This window comes from Trinickia sp. NRRL B-1857 (genome assembly GCF_050470685.1).
In the GTDB taxonomy this organism is placed as follows: domain Bacteria; phylum Pseudomonadota; class Gammaproteobacteria; order Burkholderiales; family Burkholderiaceae; genus Trinickia.
Window position 1 is genome coordinate 2,340,109 of the sequence record NZ_JBFLUK010000001.1, and the last position, 20,578, is coordinate 2,360,686.

Here is a 20,578-nt window from a genome sequence, read left to right on the forward strand (position 1 = left end):
CGCTCGCTCGGCGCTAAGCGTTCTTGCGGCCGAATCCTTTCCGGATTCGGCGCTCGACCGCCTACTCTTCGGGCGCTGAATTCTCGTCGTTCGGGCCGCCCAGCACGTGCGCGACCGCTTTTGCCCGCGCACGATGCACGGCTTCCTTGATCTTCGCCGGCTCGCTCGCCAATGCTTGAGCGACCGCGCCCGCATCCACCGCGCGCGCGGCCGTCAGCGCGATACGCAACCGCTCGGCTTGCGGATACTCGCGCGCCTCGAAGCCGAGCCGCCCTCGCGCATCGCTTTCGCACGCCTGCAATGCCTCGGCAAAGCGCGCCGGCTTGCGTAGCGCGTCGCATCGCTCGAACAACCGTACGAGCGCTTGTGCGCCCATCTCCATCACGCGATGGATGTTGCCGTGTTCGCGCGCGACGAGCAGCGCCAAATCGCGGCACTCGTTAGGCACGCGCAAGCGCTCGCACATCGGCCGCAATAAATCGACGCTGCGCATTTCGTGTCCGATATGGCGCGGCAAGATGTGCTCGGGCGTCGTCCCCTTGCCGAGATCGTGTGTGAGCGCCGCGAACCGCACCGGCAACGCATAGCCGCGCGCCGCCGCGTAATCGACGACCATCATCACGTGTATGCCCGTGTCGACTTCGGGATGGTAATCGGCCCGCTGCGCCACGCCGAACAGCGCGTCGAGTTCGGGCAATACGCGCGGCAACGCACCGCACTCGCGCAGCGCCTCGAACATCCGCGACGGCTTGCGCTCCATGAGCCCACGCGAAAGCTCTTGCCAGACCCGCTCGGGCACGAGCGCGTCGACCTCTCCCGCCTCGGTCATCGCGCGCATCAACGCGAGCGTTTCGGGTGCGAGCGAGAAGTCGTGAAAACGCGCCGCAAAGCGCGCCACACGCAAAATGCGCACGGGATCTTCGACGAACGCTTGGCTCACGTGTCTGAAGCAGCGCGCGTTCAAATCGGCCTGCCCGCCGAACGGATCGATGACGGGGCCGACCAACTCGCCGTCGGGCCGCACTTCGCGCGCCATCGCATTGATCGTCAGATCGCGCCGGGCAAGGTCTTCCTCGAGCGTGACATCGGGCGCGAAGTAGAACTGAAACCCGTGATAGCCCGCCGCCGTCTTGCGCTCGGTGCGCGCGAGCGCGTACTCCTCATGGGTTTGGGGATGCAGGAAAACCGGAAAATCCTTGCCGACCGGGCGATACCCTTGCGCCACCATCTGCTCGGGCGTCGCCCCGACCACGACATAGTCGCGATCGGATACGGGCACCCCGAGCAGCGCATCGCGAATCGCACCGCCTACCGCGTAAATCTTCATGCGTCGTCGTCGAGTTCGGCAAGCCGATGGGTTTCACGGCGCGCGTCGTCGAACCATTCGCGCACGGCAGGCACGGCGCTCACGCGCTCGACGTACCCACGTGCCGCCTCCGACAGCGGCGGTGCGTAGGTGATGAAGCGCGACACGACGGGCGCGTACATCGCATCCGCGGCGCAAAACGCTTCACCGAACAAGAAGGGGCCGCCGTACTGCGCAAGACATTCGCTCCAGATCGCATCGATGCGCGCGATGTCGGCCAGCGTGTCCGGCGTCGCACCTTTGCCGGGCCGGTGTGCGCGGATATTCATCGACATGTTCGAGCGCAAATGTCCGAACCCCGCGTGCATTTCGCTCGAGATCGCGCGCGCATGCGCACGCGCGGCAGCATCGCGCGGCCAGATCGCGTGCTGCGGATAACGCTCGGCGAGCGTCTCGAGAATCGCAAGCGTTTCCCAAATCGATTGCCCATTCTCGGTGACGAGGCACGGGACCTTGCCCGAAGGTGCGAACTCGCGAATGCGAGCGTTGGTGTCGGGCTCCCTGAGCGGCACGAGCACCTCGTCGAACGGGATGCCAGCGTGCTTCATCAAGACCCAAGGCCGCATCGACCAAGACGAGTAATTCTTATCACCGATGACGAGTTTCATGCGCGACGAAGAGTAACGTTGATTGTTCGGAACAACTATGCGAACGGCAATCTTGCCACAGCCTGCGATCGGCGTTCGTACGCTGCACAATGGCGTAGACGCGTCAGCGTCCGGCCGTTGCGCGAAACGCGCCGAAGCGCGAGCGTAGCGAGGCACTGTTCAGATAGGCGGGCGCGATGGCCTCGATGGCGACGGGGTCCAGGTTGAGCTCGACGGCGAGCGGCCCGCTCAGAATCGCATCGCGCGACATCGAATCGAGGTTGTCGCGTGTGATCAACGGTTCGCCCGGCAACGTTTCGAACGTCAACGCCTGCATATAAGCGAGCGCATCGGGCAGCCGCACGATACGCGGATGCCGGTCGACCATCTCCGCGCATATGCGCACGAGCGTCTCGAGCGTGTAGACGGTCGGACCGCCGAGTTCGTAGATACGGCCGTGCGCGGCATCGAGGTCGAGCGTCGAGAGGATTGCCTTGACCACATCGCCGACGTAAATCGGCTGGAATTTCGCGTCGGGCTTCGCAATAGGCAAAACCGGAAACAACCGGGCGAGCGCCGCAAACGTATTGAGAAAACGATCTTCCGGCCCGAACACGACCGACGGCCGAAAGATCGTCGTGGCGAGCTGGGCCGCCGCCAGCGCGGCTTTCTCGCCGTCGCCTTTCGAGCGCAAGTACATGCTCGGGCCGTTCGAATCGGCATTCAAGGCGCTGAGATGGACGAGCCGATGCACGCCCTTGCCCTCGCAAGCCGCCGCGATCTTGGCGGGCAACTGCACATGCAGCTTCGCGAATTCCGGCCCGTAGGGCGCGCCGCGCCGCCCATGCAGCGTGCCGGCGAGATTGATAACGGCATCGACGCCCTCGACGAATCGTGCGAGTTCGACGGGATCGAAGACGTCGAGCTCGATCACGTCGAGCGGAAGCAAGGTAAGGTGCGCGGCGTGACTGCGCCGGCGTGTGGCAATGCGCACGTTCTTGCCGGCGGCGACGAGCGCGTTGGACAGATGCGTGCCGATAAAGCCGGAACCGCCGATCAATGCAATGGATTGATGTCGCATTTTCGACTCCCTGCTGGCGGCCATCGCCACGGCGCTACGCCAATGCGCTTATCGTGCGCGCCGCCCGGCGCGCACGTCCCGCCTCATTGCGCTTGAGGCAGGATGACGCCGAGCCGCGCCTTCAGCGATTGCGGGCGGCCTTCGAACAGCGCCGCATAGTAGACCGTGTTCGACAGCACGTTTTTGACGTAGTCGCGCGTTTCGTTGAACGGAATGGTTTCCGCAAAAATCGCGCCTTCGACGGGGCGCTGCAATGCCGCCTGCCACTGACGCGGGCGGCCGGGCCCGGCGTTGTAGCCTGCCGTGGCCAATACGGCCGAACCGTCGAATTGATTGTAGATCATCGACAGATACGTCGTGCCGAGCAAAATGTTCGTATCCATGTCGTTCATCTGCTCACGCGAGAGCGGTCCGAGACCGATCTTGCGCGCCACCATCTTCGCCGTCCCCGGCATGAGTTGCATCAAGCCGCCCGCGCCGACGTCCGATTGCGCGTTGATAATGAACCGGGACTCCTGACGAATGAGCCCATACGCCCATTCGACGTCCAGCCCCGTCGATTTCGAGTCGCGTTCGACCACGTCGCGGAACGGCGCGAGATAGCGCAGGGAAAAGTCGTGTTCGCTTTGGGTCCGATCGGCCGAATTGACCGTACGGTCATACAACTGAATGCGGCGCGCGTACTCGGCCACGGCCAGCAGTTGACGGTCGCTCATGCCGCGCAGCGGCCAATTCCATTCGCGGTTGCCCTCGAGCCGCAGATTGAGCGCATAGAAACGGCGGGCGAGTTCGAAACCCGGCGTCCGGCTCGCGGCATCGACTTCCGCATCGGTCACCGTCGTCTTCGGCGGCACCGCGATCTTGCGGCCCAGCTCCTCGGTGGCGAGCTGCCCGTAGAAATCGAAGCCCGCGGCGATGCGCTCGTACTCCTGCGTGGCGAGCGCCTTGTCCTCAGGGCTGCCGCTCTTTTCGAGCGCGCGCGCGTGCCAGTAGACCCAGGCGGGCTGATTGCGCAGCGCGTTAGGCATTTGCTCGATCGACCAGCGCACCATCGTCCAATCGCCGGCGGCCAGCGCACTGCGCGTGCGCCACATATAAGCGGGATACGAGAGCGGCGCATTCGACGAAAGCCGATACCAATCGACCGCGCCCGGCACCTGGTGCACGGCGCCTTGATAACCGATCGTGCCCCATCCGATCGCACGCTCCGCGAGCGAGAGCGCCGGGGCGACGGTTGCGAACGTAGCGGCGGCCGTGATCACGTCGTTGCGCGCCATTACCGTAATCGCGAGCAACGCCAGTGCGTGCGAGGCCGAATCGGGTCCCACGCCGCGTGCGAGCACGACCGGCGGCGCGCTCGTCGCTTGGTCGATCAGCTTTTGATCGGGGCGCAACGGCCCGAGCGCATCGAACAGCCGGCTGCCGGCGCTCGTCGCGTTTTGTTCGTAGGCCAGGCGAATCTGCTGCCAGACGTCGTCGTCGGTAAATTGATGGCTCGACGCCAGCGCGGTAATGAGATCTACGCAGCCGTCGCCGTAAAGCCGCGGCTCGACGAGCAGCGCACGCGCCGCTTGCGCCACGTTCTCCCCATGGGCGGCACGCGACTCGAGCGCATAGCACTTCACTTGCGTGTCGTCGTTGAGGACGAAACGCGGATACTGCACATCGAAATTCTTCCAGTCGTGGCGTGCGCCCAACACGACGAGGTAGTCGTTGCGCAGCCGATCGGCGATCGCCTCGCCGTCGTGTCGTTGCAAGAACGAAAGCACGGGCTCGTCGGGCGCATCGATGCGCGCGTGGCCGCCGCTGTCGAACAACTGAGGCCGCAGCTGGTAGTACTCGAGATACGACGGCGCGGGATAGTTCGGGATCATCGCCGCGAGCTGCGCCGCTCGCGCCGGATCGTTACCGAGCGCCGCTTGGCGCAGACGCACGAAGATCTGATCGTCGGTGGGTGCGGCGGCGCTCGGGTGCGCATGGCGTCCCGCGGAAGCCGTGCCGCAGGCGACGAGCGCCACGGCGGCGAGGGCGAAAGCGGCCGCGCGATATACTCGGGCAAAGCGTTTTGACATCGTGGTTCGTGGAGCGAAAATTGAGCGAAAGCATAGCACGCAACCCCCCGGCTGAATCGAAAGCCGAACTGCGAAAACGCTTGCTCCAAGCGCGTCTTGACACCCAAGCACAGGGCGTTGCCGATACGTCGCTCGCCGGTTATTTGAGCGAGGCGCTGGGCCGCTTCGCCCCCCATACCGTGGGATTTTATTGGCCGCTTGCGGGTGAGTTCGATGCACGCACGATCGTCGGCAAATGGCTCGAAGGCGACGCGCGGCGTCAGGCCGCACTACCTGTCGTCGCCATGAAAGGTCACGCACTTCAGTTTCATGCGTGGACGCCGGCGAGCCCGATGCGCATCGGCGCGCATCGCATCCCGGAGCCCGAACAAGCGCTCGTGGTCTTGCCCGATCTGCTGCTTGTCCCTTGCGTGGGTTTCGACGACGACGGCTATCGGCTGGGGTACGGCGGCGGCTATTACGATCGCACGCTCGCCGCGTGGCCCGGCGTCGCGCGGCCCGTCACGGTGGGAATCGGCTATGAAGCTTGCCGCGCGAGCCTGCCGCGCGAGCTGCACGACATACCGCTCGACGCGCTCGTGACGGACGCGGGGTTATTCGAGCGTCCGCGCACGCTGGAAACGTCTTGACGAGGCGCCGGGCACCTCGCTCGGCTCAGGCGTGGCCCGCAAGTTCCGCTCAGAGCGACGCGGCGGCGCGCGCGGCCGTATCGTACAGCCCCGATGCATTGCGCATCAGTTGAGCTGCCTCGCCGATCTGGTCGTTGGCGAGCCCGCTCTCCTTGAGCGCCGCGATGAGGCAGCTTTCGCGCACTTCTCGATACTTATTGCACAGTTCGCGGCCCGCCGGCGTTGCAGAGAAGAAGACTTCCTTGCCGGTCTTTTCGCTTTTTACATACCCTCTACTCACGAGCTTCTTCAATGCGTACGTAGCGACGTGCGTGTCCTCGATATTGAGCACGAAGCAGATGTCGGCGAGCTTTTTCTTGCGTTCCCGATGGCTGACATGATGGAGCAGCGACACTTCGATGGCCGTCATGTCCTTGGCCCCCGCCGCGGACATGCATCGGACCATCCAGCGGTTGAACGCATTGCTCGCCATGATCAGACCGTATTCGAATTCCGAGAGCTCGACGCTCGTCTCGGAGACGAGGTGTTCCGAAGACACGATCTTGGTCGGATGGCGCGACATAGCGGCAAGTAACAAGCTGAAGGTGGAAAAAATAAGTGTGCGAAGTGTACGCCGCCCTTCATCCGATCAGCACTAGCAAAAACGCTTATGGGTAAAATATCGATAATTTATCGATAATGCACCTTGACCAGAACAGAAGACCGAGCGGAGTGCCCCCCTTGGTGAAGGGCGCGACGCCGGCCAAGGCCTAGATGAAACCATCCGCACGCCCCGCGTCGTCCGCGGTCTCCGAAGGGCTCGCACAAGCCGCTTCGAGCGACCCGGCCCGCCATGAGATGACCGCGCCTCGCATCTACCCGTTCGGCGATAGCGCCCTCGTTTGCGAGGCGCCCGCGCCCGCGACGCTCGCATGCCAGCAGCGCATCTGGGCGCTCGCCGAGGCGGCGCGCGACTGGCCCGATGTCGTCGAGGTCGTGCCGGGGATGAACAATTTGACGATCGTCTTCGATCCGGTCCGCGTCGATCTGGAAGCGCGCGCGGTCGATCTTTCGGCGGCCTGGGACCAGGCCGTCGGCGTGGAGGCGCGTACGCGCGAGATCGAGATCGGCGTACGCTACGGCGGCGAGGACGGTCCGGACCTGCGTGCCGTGGCCGAGTACACGGGTCTCACCGTCGAAGAAGTCGTGCGCCGCCACGCGAGTGCGCAATACATCGTATTTTTTGTCGGCTTCCAGCCCGGTTTCGCCTACCTCGGCGGCCTCGATCCGGCGCTGCATATGCCACGCCGGGCCGTGCCCAGGGTCGCGGTTCCCGTTGGCTCGGTCGGCATCGGCGGCGCGCAAACCGGTATTTATCCGGCCGCCTCCCCGGGAGGCTGGCAATTGATCGGACGTACGCCGTCGCAGCTATTCGATCCCACCCGGGATCGGCCGACCCTGCTCGAGCCGGGCGATCGGGTCCGCTTCACTATTGCGGAGATCGTGCAATGATCGACGTACTACGCGCCGGCATGCTCTCTTCGGTGCAGGATCTTGGCCGGACGGGGTACCGGCATCTCGGTATCGCGAAAGCCGGGGCGCTCGATACGCTTGCGCTCGAGGTCGGCAATCGCCTCGTCGGCAACGACCCTCAGGCCGCCGCCATCGAAATGACCGTCGGCCCGGTGGCGCTGCGCTTTTCGCGCGCGACGCGAATCGCCCTGACCGGCGCGCAATTTCAGGCAACGCTGGACGGCAAAAGCGTCCATCCGTGGTGGAGCTTGCCGGTTCGCGCCGGTGGGGAGTTGCTGCTGCACGGTCCCGTGCGCGGCATGCGCGGCTATCTTTGCGTGCGAGGCGGAGTCGACGTCATGCCGGTGCTAGGATCGCGCAGCACCGACTTGGCTGCCGGTTTCGGCGGGCTCGGTGGGCGCAAGCTGCGCGACGGCGACCGGCTGCCGATCGGGCAGAGCATCCGGCGGCAGGATAAGGCCACGGCCCTCGATGCGCCGGCCTTCGGGGTCAAGGCGCCGGAGTGGTGCCGCTTTGCCGCGGCAGCAGGGGAACCTGTGCGGCCCGGCAAGTATTTGGCGAGTGCCGAGCGCGGCGAAGCGATCCGCGTGCTGCGCGGCCCCGAATACGATTCCTTCACCGAAGAGGCGCGCGCCGCGTTCTGGTCGGATCGATGGCGCATCACGCCGAACAGCAATCGGATGGGCTACCGGCTCGAAGGCAGTGCCTTGGGGCGAGAGCAAGAGTCAGAGCTGCTTTCGCATGCGGTGCTGCCCGGTACGATTCAGGTCCCGGGCAATGGTCAACCGATCGTCCTCATGGGCGACGCACAAACGACCGGCGGCTACCCCCGAATCGCCGTAGTCATCGCCGCGGATTTATGGAAGCTTGCCCAGGTCCGGCTGGGCGCCGTCGTGCGCTTCGTGCGCACGACGCGCGAAGAAGCGCGCTACGCGCTTGCGGAAGAACACGCGTATTTGCGGCAAATCGATGCCGCGATCGCCATGCATGAAGAGCGGCTGCAACGTCTTTCGCGCGCCGCTTGAGGGTTTTGTAACGAGGTAGTCATGAATATCGATTTGAACGCCGATCTCGGCGAAGGCGGAGACGCCGATGAAGCGCTGCTCGGTCTCGTCAGTTCGGCGAATATCGCCTGCGGCTGGCATGCCGGCGGCGCCAACGCGATGCGCGATTGCGTCCGGCTCGCCGTCAAACAAGGGGTGGCGATCGGCGCGCATCCGAGCTTTCACGATCCCGATAATTTCGGCCGCAAAGAAATGCATTTGCCGCCCGACGACATTTATGCCGGGATACTCTACCAACTCGGCGCGCTGTCGGCGATCGCTCAAGCCGAAGGCGTGCGTGTCGCGCATTTGAAGCCGCACGGCGCTTTGTATAACCAAGCCGCGCGCGATTCCGCCATCGCCGAGGCAATCATTTCGGCCGTGCACGACTTCGATCCGTCCTTAGCGGTGTTCGGGCTCGCGGGCAGCCGTTTCATCTCGATGGCGCGCGAGGCGGGACTCGCGGCGGTGGAAGAAGGATTCGCCGATCGAGGCTACCGCGCCGACGGCTCGCTCGTGCCGCGCAACGAACCGGGCGCGCTGATCGACGACGACGACGAAATGCTCGCGCACGTGCTGTCGATGGTGCGCGACAAACGGGTACGAACGGTGACCGGCGACTGGGTCCCGCTCGATGTGCGCACGCTGTGTCTGCACGGCGACGGTCCGCACGCGCTGGCGTTCGCGCAGAAGCTGCGTCGCACGCTCGACGAGCAAGGCGTCGATGTATTGGCCGCGTCCTCGCTGGCCCATTGAATCGATGAACTGATGTACCTGCATGCGGATAAGGGCCTCCGCATGCTTGTTTGAATACCGACAGTTCAGTGCGGTACAAGCGGCCGAAAGAGCCGCGTTTCAAAAGGCGATGACGACAAAAATAAACATCGCCTGTGTTTGCCGCGACGTGTCAGCACGCAATCGTTCAATAAAGCGGGGCGACGCGAAGGGGCGGGTTCGACGTGTTTCGACGTTCGTCACTTGGAGACTTATACATGCAGACCAACCTATGGCCCTTGCTGGGGGTAGCCGTCATCGTCGCCGGCTTTCTCTTGCGATTCAACCCGATGTTGATTGTCATTTGCGCGGCGGTCGTCACCCCGGTGTGCGCGCATTTCCCACCCGACAAGATTCTTGCGGCGATCGGCACGGGCTTCCTTAAGACGCGCAATATCCCGCTCATTATCTTGCTGCCGTTGGCCGTCATCGGATTATTGGAGCGGCACGGATTGCGCGAGCGCGCGCAAATGTGGATCGCGAATATCAAAGCGGCGACGGCTGGGCGGCTGTTGATCGTGTATTTGCTCGTGCGCGAACTGACCGCCGCGGTGGGCCTGACCGGTCTCGGCGGCCATCCGCAAATGGTGCGGCCGCTCCTTGCCCCGATGGCCGAGGGCGCGACCGAGGCGCGCTACGGGAAGATTTCCGATGCCGTGCGCTACAAGCTGCGGGCATTTTCCGCCGCGACCGACAACGTCGGTCTGTTTTTCGGCGAGGACATCTTCGTCGCGTTCGGCGCCATCGTGCTGATGGTCACCTTCTTGAAGGAAGCCGGCATCAGTGTCGCACCGATGCAGGTCGCCGTGTGGGGCATGCCGACCGCCCTCGCCGCGTTCTTGATTCATAGCGCGCGGTTGTATTTGCTCGACAGGCGTCTCGATAAAGAACTCAAACAAAACGCACAAGCATCCGCCGGCGATCGCGAACAGAATGCGTCGCTCGCCGCCGGCGTGCCCGTTCAATCGGCGCCGCGCGCCGCGGGGGAATGACCATGACGCTCAAGCTCGCCCATTTGTTTTGGCTCGTCGGTGTCGTACTGCTTGTCGTCGGCACGATGATCGTGACCGATAAATCTCATCCGCGCCGGTTTTCGGCCGGCGGCTTTTGGATCATCTATGCAGTGATTTTTCTCGTCGGCGATTGGCTGCCGGCGGAGTGGGTCGGCGTGCTCGTCATCGCGATGGCCCTGATCGCGGGCTTCGGCGGCGTGCTGGGTGCGAAACCGAAACTGCCTAGCGACGACGCGCGTCGCACCAGCGCCAAGCGGCTCGGCAATCTTCTGTTCGTGCCTGCATTGACGATCCCGGTCGTCACCGTGGCCGTTACCCTATTGGCCAGCCGGCTCGTCGTAGGCGGCACACCGCTCGTCGAACCGAAGAACGCGACGCTCATCGGTTTCGGCATCGGCTGCGTCGTTGCGCTGGCGGTGGCGTGCTTCGTCACGCGCGACTCCGTGGGCCAATCGGCACGCGAGGCGCGTCGGCTGATCGATGCGTTGTCGTGGGCGGCGGTGCTGCCGCAATTGCTCGGCATGCTTGGTCTTGTATTCGCCGACGCGGGCGTCGGCAAGGCCGTCGCGCACGTGGCCACCGCCTATGTGAATCTCGACTATCGCTTCGTCGCGGTGGCGGTGTACTGCATCGGCATGGCGCTTTTCACGATGGTGATGGGCAATGGCTTCGCCGCTTTCCCGGTGATGACGGGCGGCATCGGCGTGCCGATTCTCGTGAACGTGTTTCACGGCAACCCGGCGGTGATGGTGGCGATTGGAATGTTCTCGGGCTACTGCGGCACGCTGATGACGCCGATGGCGGCAAACTTCAACGTCGTACCCGCGGCGTTGCTGGAGCTGCCGGATAAGAACGCGGTCATCAAAGCGCAAGCGCCGACCGGCGCGTTGCTGCTCGTCGTCAATATCTTGCTTCTCAATGCGTTGATGTTTCGGTGAGGGGCGCGGCGACCCATGGCGCTAGCGCGCCTGGGTTGCCAAGAATGATCGATGGAAGGATGCGGCGGCGTTGATAGGCCGCATCGCTTCTGTGTTTTCACTGAATACGCCCCATGGTCAACCTCACCCTGCGAGTTTGTAAGACGCAGGCCGAGGGAACAGCATTCAGTGCGCCACCTCATTGGCACACAAAGCATGAATCTGCTGGGCTCGGATCGCAGTCGTATGCTCTATCGCCACGCGGCGAGCGGCGTTCGCCGTGAGCATTGACCAACGAGCATTGTCGCCGTGATACATCCTCTGCACGGCGGTGACATCTTCCATGGCATGAAATACATCGGTCCCCAGGTAATGCTCGCCTTCATGGAACCCTAGGGACGTAAGATGCGTGCCGAGCGAAGGACGGTCGGCAATAATCAAGCATCCCGAAGCCATCCCCTCGAATACTTTGGCTACCAGATAGTTGAAGATAGAACCGCAAACGAGCATCGCGGGATAACGGCGCAATAAAGAGGCGTACCGTTCCGCACCGATTTGCGCAACAGCCTTCGTATTAGCCGTCATCTTATTGTTTTTATCACCGGGGTAACCTGGATAGCCAGGATGATCTACGACTTCGCACAGATCAGAGGGCAATTTTTCCGCACAAAATTGTCGGAACGGATAGGGCCAAGTGCGTGCCCCTGACAGCAAAATCCGATCGGACGCCGGTGCGAATACTGGACTGAAAAATGACGCGGCGGAATGAGGAACCCATCGAATGCGCCTCCCCTCCCCTGAAAACCACTCGATGAGTTTTTCCGGGTAGGTAGCCAAGATCAGATCAGCCCAGTCGAAGGCTCTCTGCCGCTGAGCGCGCCGATAGGCGGTGAAGTAGTGAACGTCGTCGCAAAATGCAACTCGTTTCACCTCCTTGGGCAGTGCACTAAACCAAGCCTCGTAACGCTCCAGAATTTCATAGCATTCCCATAGCAAGACCACGCGTGCGCGGCGCGCCGATTCGAGAATGCAGTCGTCCTCGACCTCGCCGACAACCATCACCTTCCATCCAAGTTCCGCTAGGTTTTGATGAATCTCGTAGAACTCGCGAGATATGTAAGTGTCCCAGCCCGCCGGGACACAAAGCACAAATTCGCTTGTTATTGCAGTGTCACCTGATTCCATCAGATCGATTTTTCTGTCAGACATGTGAGCGAGGGGCGGCGACCGAAGCAACCTAGGAACTAGTTTCCGCCGCTGGATTTCCATGCTCGAAACAGCCGCAGCAAGGACTGCCGAAACTATAGGCAGTCTCGAAAGTCCACCCCGCCCACATCTGAAAATTTAGGACGCGTTGAAGCGCGCCACGAGCCACTTCAACGACGCCCTCAGAACACCGCCAACCGCCGTTCAATGCCGCGAATGCTCCGCCCCGCGTTTCGTCCCCTTCCCCGCGACCATCATCGCGGGATCCAAGCTCCCGGCCGTCAGCTGAACCACTTGTAGATTCGCCTTTTGCCACGTCTCGTATAACGCGTATGCGGCGTCGAAGACAGCGCCCCATGCCGACATGCCTGTATCGGAGTCCGACGAGGCCTGCTTGGATGCATCGTCGACGAACAGCCGCGTGTACGCATCGCTCCCCTCCCGCGAAATACCCGCGATGTCGGCCTGTGTCGACGCGGCGATGTCGTACGCCTTGCGATAGTAAAGCTGCGCTTTCTCCACGACCGGCATCGGCCAAGACGAAGCCGGCATCATCCATTGCAAAGGCGTCTTCGGCAAAACGCCTCGCCACGCACGCTCATGCGTCTCGCCGATCATGGCCCCCGCCGTTTGCCAATTCAAATCGGTCAATCGCTCGCAACCGTCAAGTAGCGTCTGCGTCACACCCAGTACCGTGTCGATGCCGGCTCTCTGGGTTGCGATCACCTGCTTGGGAGATATCCAATTCATACCAGCTCCTATCTATTCCAATAAATTAGTACTACTAACTAAACATGCATGTCCACGACGTCAGATCGAACGACTACAGGAAAAGACGCCCTCAACGCCCCCGCATGACCGCAGCAAGCCAATCGGCGCCATGCGCCGTGATACGCGGGCGTCGCTTGCCGCCCGGCAGCATGTCGAAGGTCACCATCTTGCGAACCGACAGGCTTTCGAGGTCGGCGCGATCGAGTTCGCAATCGCCGGAGGAGCGCTGCAACACCATGAGCGCCGTCAGTTCGTGCATGCTCAGCAACGTGGCCGAACCGCGAGCCGCCGGGCGGCGAAACATCGCAAGCGGCCAAATCATGGGCTGTTCCGGGTCCGGCCCCCGCCGCGCACGCACAGCCGAGGCACGACACAGACATCGGTTCGGGCAAACCGGGCACTGCCCATGAGGACCCGCCGCACAGCGCGGACAAAAGCGGCGCAGCATCATCGCTCCACGCCCTCCCTCATCATTGCCGCATCGCGCCTGCTTGGCTCGCCACCTGCCCTTTCGTCGCTCGACCACTCGAACCAACACACCGTCACGCCCATGAATTCGCCGGCGATGCGTGTGCGCCCATTCACGCTGCGAAACATGCGCCGCCCCATACGATCGAGCAGCGGCGCGAGCGACGTGTGCGGTTCGCGCTCGATTTCAATGAACGGACGCGCATCGCACCAAATCACCCGCGCGACGCGCAAATTCATATCGCGCAGCGCACGCCTTGCGCCGTTCAGCAGCACGAGCCGATCCAGCAAGCTGCCGGCGAGCACGCGCTGCGATGCAAGCGGCGCGCTTTGAGCCGGTGCAGGTTCGGCCGATCCCTCGCTCGATTCATCGTCGCGCGCGCCGTCCGCGCGCTCCGTCAACCCATCCATAGCCATTCTCCTCATGTCCGATGGCGATCGGCGGGACATCGCCGCGCAACGCATCGGCACCCCATCGCGGCGACCGACACGTCCCGCGTTCCAACAACCGACGCCGGGCATTCGCGCGCCGGCATCGTCGATACGCGGTGAACGGATTCTCGGCTTCCACGCGGGCCCTCACCATTCGTCAAATGAAGTAGTCGCGGCAGGAAAACGAGGAAAGATTCTCCCGGCGATTTACTAACCGAATTTCTATAAAACGAATCCATTTATCGAGCGAAGCAACGAAAGAGTTTCTATCGCACTACGCGCTTCCGTCCAATCTCGAGTATCGCGGAAATTCACATTTTTTAAGGATTCGCGGCACTACATCATTTGCCTAATGGATGCCTTTCGCGTCGATGCAGAGAATCGTTTCAACTTCCGACGCTTCTTTGCCAGAGCCTCTCATGTCACGACTCTTAGGACGCAATCTTCGCCTGTTCATACAAAATCCCATCAACTGGGGAAATCGGCGACACTATTCAAAATCAACACTCGATCACTACGGAAATAGCGATCGCTTTCCCACTAAATACGATTTGTCGCGCCGAATATCAAAATCGATTTGTCCCGGACCTCCTAAAAATGCGGCAGCCCTGCATCCCTTGATCGAGGCGCTTTTTAGAAACGTATTTCATCGAAGGCGATAACGACCGGTTCGTATCGAAGAGCAGCCTTGCTCGTGCGCGACGGCACCGGAGCGTAAGCCTGCGCGCGCCGGAGCGGCGCGCCGCATCAACCGAATACATCTCGAACTTATCTTGGAGAGCGGCATGACGCCAACGACCCGAGAGGGCACCGTACTCGCCTTGATCGCCGAAGGATTGACGGACCGCGAGATTGCCGCGCGGCTGGCCTTTTCCATCTCGACGGCCAGGAAGCATCGCGAAGCGCTACTCGCGAAATTCGGCGCGACGAAGTCGGCGCAGCTCGTGCGCCGGTATTTCGTCAGTTGTCCGAACTCAATAAAAAAAAGCCGAGCACGGCGCCGTTCTCCAAACGCGAACAGCAAGTGCTCGGCCTGCTGGGCGACGGCAAAAGCGACAAGCAGATCGCCCGTCGACTCGGCATCAGCGACCTAACCGCCCGTAAGCATAGGGCCAATCTTTTGAAGAAAGCCCATGCGTCCAACGTCTGCGAACTGCTATTCGTATCGCTCGCGTCGGGCTGGCTCGACGTACCGGAGGAGCTGCCATGAAAGGGCTGCGCCGGCCGGATACCGGCTTTTGATTCGGGAGCCTCATGTCGTACTACATGGTGCAGACGATGTCGTGCGGTCCGTTGACCGAGGTCCAATACGTCGGCCGCAACGATGGAAAGCAGCCGTCCCGGCAGGACTTGCAACGCTTCACCGAACAGGCTCGACGAAATTACGCGGCTTTGCGCAACGTTCCGCTATCGCACGTCGTGCCGGGTAAGATCGCCCTGCGTCAACGCACGGTGATCGGCGTCAACGCCGTGGAACTCGGCGATTGATGAGCACGGACGACTCAACCGGGCTCGACGGTGAAGCCGCGCTGACGCAACAGGCTCAGCACGCCCTTGGGCCCGCCCAAATGAAGCGCACCGATCGCCACGAAAATCGGCCGATTCGGCGCGGCGATCGCGGACATGCGCAGCGCGAAACGCCGGTTTCGGTCGTAGACGATGCGATTGTCGAGTGCCCTCGCCACGGCAGGGGTGCGCGCGAGACGCTCCGATTTGGCCGACGCCCATGCCGAGATGGCGTCGGCGTCGCCGATTCGCCAGAGCCGGTGCAGCGTCTTGACGTCGTCCATGTTCTGCGCAGGCGTTTGCGCGAGATCCTGCGCCAGCATCTCGCGTTGCTCGGCCAGCGCCAGATTCGTAAACGAGCGCATCTGCTCCGCCAGCGTTTCCAAGCCGACGATCTTGCCGCGCGTGGGCAGATAGACGTTTTCGAGCTGGGCTTCGGTACCGTATTCGGTTTGCAAGCCCGCGGCCAGCGAATCGTAGGTTTCGACAAGCAGCGCCGCGAGCCAAGGCCGGGTCTTTTTGATTTCCTCGAGCGCGGCGGGGTTGCCGCGCAAGCGCAGCGCAAGCTTGCGCATGATCGGCTCGGGCAACAGGCGCGGCAGGCACGCATAGGAGCACACGCCGTACTTCGACACGTCGTCTTGCGATCGCAGCAAATCGTCGGGCGAAATTTCCAACGCGAGCGTGGGCGAAGCGGCGAGCGCCGCCATGATCGGCCGGCGAAACGGCTGGCTCTTCGGGTAATCGTAAGGATCGCCGACATGCAGGGTGCCGAGCAGATAGATCGTCGTCGTCCCTTTGGTCGCGACGTAAAACGGCATGTGCGCGGGCTCGGCCCGCACCGGGCCGCTCGCAGTCGTGCCGTCGAAGCCGGGCGGCGGTCCGTGAAAACCGGGAATGGCCGCCGCGGGCGAAGGCGGCGGCGTAGGGGCGCTCGGCACGGCTTGAGCGGCGGGCATCGGAGCGGGCCCGGCGAATGCCGGCGAAATCGGCCCGCCGGAACGCGAGTCGAGCGCCAAGGTAAAGATAAACGTCAGCACGAGCGAGCACATGCGTCGCAAGCTGGCTCGCGCCCACCGCGCGAGGGCATCCGCGAAGGAGCCCTCGCGCGGGCGGCGCCGTGCCGCCCGTGCTTCAGCCATCCGCGTCCCCTACCTCCTCGGCGCGGTGACACGATACGAGGCGGCCGTCGACTTCGCGCAGCTTCGGCTCTTCCACCTTGCAGCGCTCGATCGCATACGGGCACCGCTGATGGAACGTGCAGCCCGAGGGCGGATTGAGCGGCGAGGGCATTTCGCCTTGCAGCTTGATCTGCGTGCGTCGATCGGCCTCGAAGATGGCCGGCGTCGCCGACATCAACGAGCGTGTGTACGGATGGCGAGGCTTGGCGAAAATCGTCTTCTTGTCGCCCAGCTCGGCCACGCCGCCGAAGTACATGACCATCACGTCGTCGGCAATGTGCTCGACGACGGCCAGGTTGTGCGAAATAAAGACGTAACTCGTCTTGAACTGTTCTTGCAAGTCCATAAACAAATTCAGGATCTGCGCCTGGATGGAAACGTCGAGCGCCGAAACGGGCTCGTCGGCCACCACGATGCGCGGATCCAGAATCATCGCACGAGCGATGGCAATCCGCTGCCTTTGTCCGCCGGAAAACATGTGCGGATAGCGTTTTGCGTGTTCGGGACGCAACCCGACTGTGCGCATCATCTGCGCGACACGGCCGGCACGCTCGCCCGCGTTCATCTCGGCATTGATGACGAGCGGCTCGGCAAGCGTCTGCTCGACCGTCTTGCGCGGATTGAGCGAGGCAAAGGGGTTTTGGAACACCATCTGCACCCGGCGGCGGAACCCGGCGAGCTGAGCCGCAGCAGCAAAGGACACGTCCTCGCCCTCCACCAGCAAGCGTCCCGAGGTGGGCGGCTCGATCATCGTCAGTTGCCGAGCAAGCGTCGATTTGCCGCAGCCCGACTCACCCACGACGGCCAGGGTCTTGCCGCGCGCCAGCGAAAACGACACGCCGTTTAGCGCCTTGACCGTCGCCTGGCCGAACATGCCGCGCCGCACGGGGTAATGCTTGGTCAGCCCGTCCGCGATCAATACGAGGTCGTCCTCATGCCGCGGCGCGCGCGTTACTTCCGGTACCGCATTCATCAGGCGCCTCCGTGCTGGGTCGTGTTCGAGCGGATCGCATCGAGATTCAAAGGTTTGATACAGCGGGCGCAAGCTTCGGGATCTACCGGATCGAGCGCCGGCCGCCCCTTGCGGCAATCGTCCACGACGTACTTGCATCGCGGCGCAAATAGACAGCCGCTCGGGCGATCGTCGCGTCCCGGCACCATCCCGGGCAGCGCGGAAAGACGCTTGGCGCCGCGATTGTGTTCGGGGATGGCCGCCAGCAGCGCTTCGGTGTACGGATGATGCGGCTGCGCGAAAATGTCCGGGACGCGATTGGTCTCGATCACCTCGCCCGCATACATGACCGCCACGCGCTGCGCCACCTGCGAAACAACCGCCAAATCGTGGGAGATCAGCACGAGCGCCATGCCGCGCTCCTTCTGCAACCGGACCAAGAGATCCATGATCTGCGCCTGGATCGTGACGTCGAGCGCCGTCGTCGGCTCGTCCGCGATCAACAGCTTCGGGTTGCAGGCCACGGCCATCGCGATCATCACGCGCTGGTTCATGCCGCCCGACAGCTGGTGCGGAAAGGCCGTAATCCGGCTCTTCGCATCGGGAATGCCGACCTGATCGAGCAACTCGAGCGCGCGACGATCGAGGGCCGCGCCGCGCAAGCCCTCGTGCAGCTTAAGCACTTCCTTGATCTGATAGCCCACCGTGTAACTCGGATTGAGGCTCGTCAGCGCATCTTGGAACACCATCGCGATGTCTTTGCCGATGATCTTTCGGCGCGCTTTCGCCGACGCTTTCAGCAGATCTTTGCCGTCGAACGTGATCTCGTCCGCGGTAACGACCCCAGGCGCGTCGATGAGTCCCATCAGCGCCATCATCGTCACGCTCTTGCCCGAGCCCGATTCGCCGACGACGCCCACGACTTCGCCCGGCGCGACGGCCAGGCTCACGCCGTCTACGGCGGGCGCACCGCCGAACGTGACCGCCAAATTGCGGATGGTCAATAAATTGTTCATGTTCATGCCATCCGTTTCAGTTTCGGATCGAGCGCGTCGCGCAGCCCGTCGCCGAGCAGATTGATCGCGAGCACCGAAATGAGAATCGCCATGCCTGGCATCGTCACGATCCACCACGCGTTGTCGATGTAGTCGCGCGCCGAAGCGAGCATCGCGCCCCACTCCGCCGTGGGCGGTTGCACGCCTAGGCCCAGAAAGCCGAGCGCGGCCGCATCCAGAATCGCCGACGAAAAGCCGAGCGTCGCCTGCACGATCAACGGGGCCGTGCAGTTGGGCAGCACTTGCGAGAACATGAGCCGCAACGTGCCTGCGCCCGCCACGCGCGATGCCGTGACGTACTCCTTTTGCAGCTCGCCCTGGGCGGAAGCGCGCGTCAAACGGACATAGCCCGGCAGCGCGACGATCGCGATCGCGAACATGGTGTTCGTGAGACCCGGACCGATGATCGCGACGACCGCCACCGCGAGCAGCAGCGAGGGCAGCGCGAGCAGCACGTCCATCGCGCGCATGATGGGCGTATCGGCCCAACCGAAGAACGCCGCGCAAAGACCGAGCACCACGCCGGGAATCAACGCGAGCACGACCGACACGCAGCCGATCCAGAACGACATGCGTGCGCCGAACATCAATCGGGACAAGATGTCGCGGCCGGCTTCGTCGGTGCCGAGCACGAATTTCCAATTGCCGCCGTCGAGCCATGCCGGCGGAATCTTGACGTAGTCGCGGTACTGCTCGACCGGACTATGCGGGGCGATCAGCGGAGCGAACAGCGCGACAATCACGAGCACGAGCACGATTGCGCCGGCCGCCACCGCGCCGCGGTTGCGCGAGAAGTTGCTCCAAAACTCGCGCAGCGCGAGCGCGCGTCCGCTTCGCGGCGTGACGCTTTGAGGAGCCGTATTTTGAATATCTGCCATGGTTGCGGGCTCCTTTAGCGCGTATGACGAATGCGAGGATTGAGCACGCCGTACAACAAATCGACGACCAGGTTCACGACGATCACAAGCGTCGCGATCAGCAAAATGCCGCCCTGCACGACCGGGTAATCGCGCCGGCTGATCGCATCGATCAGCCACTTGCCGATGCCGGGCCAAGAAAACAGCGTCTCGGTGAGGACCGCGCCGGCGAGCAGCGTACCCACTTGAAGGCCGATCACCGTCACCACGGGAATCAGCGCATTGCGCAGGGCGTGCACGACGATCACGCGCACGGGCGAAAGCCCTTTCGCCCGTGCCGTCCGAATGTAGTCCTCGCGCAGCACCTCGAGCATCGACGAGCGCGTCATACGCGCGACGACCGCGAGCGGGATGGTGCCGAGCACGATGGCGGGCAAGATCAGATGACTGACGGCCGATTTGAACGACCCTTCGTCGGGCGCGAGCAGCGCATCGATCAGCATGAAGCCCGTCACGTGGGGAATGTCGTATTCCACGGCGATGCGTCCCGACACCGGCGTCCAGCCGAGCGTCACGGAGAACAGCATGATGAGAATGAGGCCCCACCAGAAAATCGGCATCGAATAGCCGGCGAGCGCCGTACCCATCACGCCGTGATCGACGACGGTGCCGCGCTTGAGCGCCGCGACGACGCCGGCCGGCAGGCCGATCAAGAGCGCGAACAGCATCGCGCAGATCGACAGTTCGACGGTGGCCGGGAAGCGCGCGAGAAACTCGTTCATCACGCTGGTATTCGTGATGATGGATTCGCCGAGATTGCCGTGCAATGCGCGCCAAACGTAGTGGACATACTGCATCGGCAGCGGCTCGTCGAGCCCGAGGCGATGCAGCGCCGCGGCGTGCATCGCCGGATCGACGCCGCGCTCGCCCATCATGACTTCGATCGGATCGCCGGGAATCAGGTGGATGAGCGCGAAGGCGAGAATCGTGATCCCGATGAACGTCGGTATCACCATCCCGATGCGGCGTAAAACGAATCGGAACATGGTTCGTCCCTTTAACTTGCAGGAGGAAAAATGCGACCGGCGACGAGGGACTCCTCTTGTCCCTGTCGCCGGAATACGTGAAATGCGTGGTGGCGCTCCCCGGGTCCACC

At 63.1% G+C, this 20,578-nt stretch carries 22 protein-coding genes and 1 pseudogene; 9 read left to right on the forward strand and 14 right to left on the reverse strand.

Going from position 1 to position 20,578, the window contains the following annotated elements; all coding sequences use genetic code 11:
- Positions 1 to 61 precede the first annotated feature (61 nt).
- The 4 genes from AB1286_RS10395 to AB1286_RS10410 form a co-directional block, all read right to left on the reverse strand.
- On the reverse strand, positions 62 to 1,327 hold the full coding sequence (locus AB1286_RS10395; RefSeq protein ID WP_430363206.1) for a multifunctional CCA addition/repair protein: 1,266 nt from the start codon (positions 1,325 to 1,327) through the stop codon (positions 62 to 64).
- Positions 1,324 to 1,974, reverse strand: coding sequence for a glutathione S-transferase family protein (locus AB1286_RS10400; RefSeq protein WP_430363207.1), 651 nt, complete (start codon positions 1,972 to 1,974; stop codon positions 1,324 to 1,326). The genes AB1286_RS10395 and AB1286_RS10400 overlap by 4 nt, the downstream gene beginning before the upstream one ends.
- A 103-nt stretch (positions 1,975 to 2,077) precedes the next feature.
- Complete coding sequence (locus AB1286_RS10405) at positions 2,078 to 3,034, reverse strand: complex I NDUFA9 subunit family protein (protein WP_430363208.1); 957 nt, start codon at positions 3,032 to 3,034, stop codon at positions 2,078 to 2,080.
- An 83-nt stretch (positions 3,035 to 3,117) separates the two neighbouring features.
- Positions 3,118 to 5,106 (reverse strand): transglycosylase SLT domain-containing protein, encoded by a 1,989-nt coding sequence (locus AB1286_RS10410; RefSeq protein ID WP_430363209.1) that lies wholly within the window; start codon positions 5,104 to 5,106, stop codon positions 3,118 to 3,120.
- Between the two features lie 20 nt (positions 5,107 to 5,126).
- On the opposite strand from AB1286_RS10410, the gene AB1286_RS10415 reads away from it, so the two are divergent.
- Complete coding sequence (locus AB1286_RS10415; protein WP_430363210.1) at positions 5,127 to 5,735, forward strand: 5-formyltetrahydrofolate cyclo-ligase; 609 nt, start codon at positions 5,127 to 5,129, stop codon at positions 5,733 to 5,735.
- Between the two features lie 49 nt (positions 5,736 to 5,784).
- Here the strand turns inward: AB1286_RS10415 and AB1286_RS10420 are convergent, their stop codons facing one another.
- Positions 5,785 to 6,297 (reverse strand): winged helix DNA-binding protein, encoded by a 513-nt coding sequence (locus tag AB1286_RS10420; protein WP_430363211.1) that lies wholly within the window; start codon positions 6,295 to 6,297, stop codon positions 5,785 to 5,787.
- Positions 6,298 to 6,572: 275 nt separating this feature from the next.
- Here AB1286_RS10420 and pxpB point away from each other — a divergent pair, with 275 nt between their 5' ends.
- The 5 genes from pxpB (at position 6,573) to AB1286_RS10445 (ending at position 11,015) form a co-directional block, all read left to right on the forward strand.
- On the forward strand, positions 6,573 to 7,226 hold the full coding sequence (pxpB, locus tag AB1286_RS10425; protein ID WP_430365033.1) for a 5-oxoprolinase subunit PxpB: 654 nt from the start codon (positions 6,573 to 6,575) through the stop codon (positions 7,224 to 7,226).
- Complete coding sequence (locus AB1286_RS10430; RefSeq protein ID WP_430363212.1) at positions 7,223 to 8,272, forward strand: biotin-dependent carboxyltransferase family protein; 1,050 nt, start codon at positions 7,223 to 7,225, stop codon at positions 8,270 to 8,272. Before pxpB ends, AB1286_RS10430 begins: the two co-directional genes overlap by 4 nt.
- Positions 8,273 to 8,293: 21 nt before the next feature.
- On the forward strand, positions 8,294 to 9,046 hold the full coding sequence (gene pxpA / locus AB1286_RS10435; RefSeq protein ID WP_430363213.1) for a 5-oxoprolinase subunit PxpA: 753 nt from the start codon (positions 8,294 to 8,296) through the stop codon (positions 9,044 to 9,046).
- 236 nt (positions 9,047 to 9,282) lie between these two features.
- On the forward strand, positions 9,283 to 10,056 hold the full coding sequence (locus AB1286_RS10440; protein WP_430363214.1) for a DUF969 domain-containing protein: 774 nt from the start codon (positions 9,283 to 9,285) through the stop codon (positions 10,054 to 10,056).
- A gap of 2 nt (positions 10,057 to 10,058) precedes the next feature.
- On the forward strand, positions 10,059 to 11,015 hold the full coding sequence (locus AB1286_RS10445; RefSeq protein WP_430363215.1) for a DUF979 domain-containing protein: 957 nt from the start codon (positions 10,059 to 10,061) through the stop codon (positions 11,013 to 11,015).
- A gap of 165 nt (positions 11,016 to 11,180) precedes the next feature.
- Here the strand turns inward: AB1286_RS10445 and AB1286_RS10450 are convergent, their stop codons facing one another.
- From AB1286_RS10450 to AB1286_RS10465, 4 genes are all read right to left on the reverse strand, one after another.
- Positions 11,181 to 12,203 carry a glycosyltransferase family protein gene (locus tag AB1286_RS10450; RefSeq protein WP_430363216.1) on the reverse strand — a complete coding sequence of 341 codons (1,023 nt, stop codon included), beginning with the start codon at positions 12,201 to 12,203 and terminating at the stop codon, positions 11,181 to 11,183.
- 201 nt (positions 12,204 to 12,404) lie between these two features.
- Positions 12,405 to 12,950, reverse strand: coding sequence for a phasin family protein (locus tag AB1286_RS10455; RefSeq protein ID WP_430363217.1), 546 nt, complete (start codon positions 12,948 to 12,950; stop codon positions 12,405 to 12,407).
- A 91-nt stretch (positions 12,951 to 13,041) separates the two neighbouring features.
- Positions 13,042 to 13,293 (reverse strand): hypothetical protein, encoded by a 252-nt coding sequence (locus AB1286_RS10460; protein ID WP_430363218.1) that lies wholly within the window; start codon positions 13,291 to 13,293, stop codon positions 13,042 to 13,044.
- Between the two features lie 125 nt (positions 13,294 to 13,418).
- Entirely contained in the window at positions 13,419 to 13,850 is a 432-nt protein-coding gene (locus AB1286_RS10465) for a hypothetical protein (RefSeq protein WP_430363219.1), read from the reverse strand.
- 806 nt (positions 13,851 to 14,656) lie between these two features.
- Between AB1286_RS10465 and AB1286_RS10470 the strand changes: the two are divergent.
- The 3 genes and pseudogenes from AB1286_RS10470 to AB1286_RS10480 all read left to right on the forward strand — a co-directional run.
- Positions 14,657 to 14,809, forward strand: a pseudogene (locus AB1286_RS10470) (response regulator transcription factor); the annotation flags it as partial.
- Positions 14,810 to 14,835: 26 nt separating this feature from the next.
- Positions 14,836 to 15,081 (forward strand): response regulator transcription factor, encoded by a 246-nt coding sequence (locus AB1286_RS10475; protein ID WP_430363220.1) that lies wholly within the window; start codon positions 14,836 to 14,838, stop codon positions 15,079 to 15,081.
- A gap of 44 nt (positions 15,082 to 15,125) precedes the next feature.
- Positions 15,126 to 15,359: a hypothetical protein gene (locus AB1286_RS10480; protein ID WP_430363221.1), complete on the forward strand. Its 234-nt coding sequence runs from the start codon at positions 15,126 to 15,128 to the stop codon at positions 15,357 to 15,359.
- A gap of 14 nt (positions 15,360 to 15,373) precedes the next feature.
- Here AB1286_RS10480 and AB1286_RS10485 read toward each other — a convergent pair whose 3' ends face one another.
- The 5 genes from AB1286_RS10485 to AB1286_RS10505 all read right to left on the reverse strand — a co-directional run bounded on the left by AB1286_RS10485 (position 15,374) and on the right by AB1286_RS10505 (position 20,468).
- Entirely contained in the window at positions 15,374 to 16,336 is a 963-nt protein-coding gene (locus AB1286_RS10485) for a TraB/GumN family protein (protein WP_430365034.1), read from the reverse strand.
- 175 nt (positions 16,337 to 16,511) lie between these two features.
- Entirely contained in the window at positions 16,512 to 17,531 is a 1,020-nt protein-coding gene (locus AB1286_RS10490; protein WP_430363222.1) for a peptide ABC transporter ATP-binding protein, read from the reverse strand.
- Complete coding sequence (locus tag AB1286_RS10495) at positions 17,531 to 18,532, reverse strand: ABC transporter ATP-binding protein (RefSeq protein WP_430363223.1); 1,002 nt, start codon at positions 18,530 to 18,532, stop codon at positions 17,531 to 17,533. Before AB1286_RS10495 ends, AB1286_RS10490 begins: the two co-directional genes overlap by 1 nt.
- Positions 18,529 to 19,443 (reverse strand): ABC transporter permease subunit, encoded by a 915-nt coding sequence (locus AB1286_RS10500; RefSeq protein ID WP_430363224.1) that lies wholly within the window; start codon positions 19,441 to 19,443, stop codon positions 18,529 to 18,531. Before AB1286_RS10500 ends, AB1286_RS10495 begins: the two co-directional genes overlap by 4 nt.
- A 14-nt stretch (positions 19,444 to 19,457) precedes the next feature.
- Positions 19,458 to 20,468, reverse strand: a complete 1,011-nt coding sequence (locus AB1286_RS10505; protein WP_430363225.1) for an ABC transporter permease subunit — start codon at positions 20,466 to 20,468, stop codon at positions 19,458 to 19,460.
- Positions 20,469 to 20,578 lie beyond the last annotated feature (110 nt).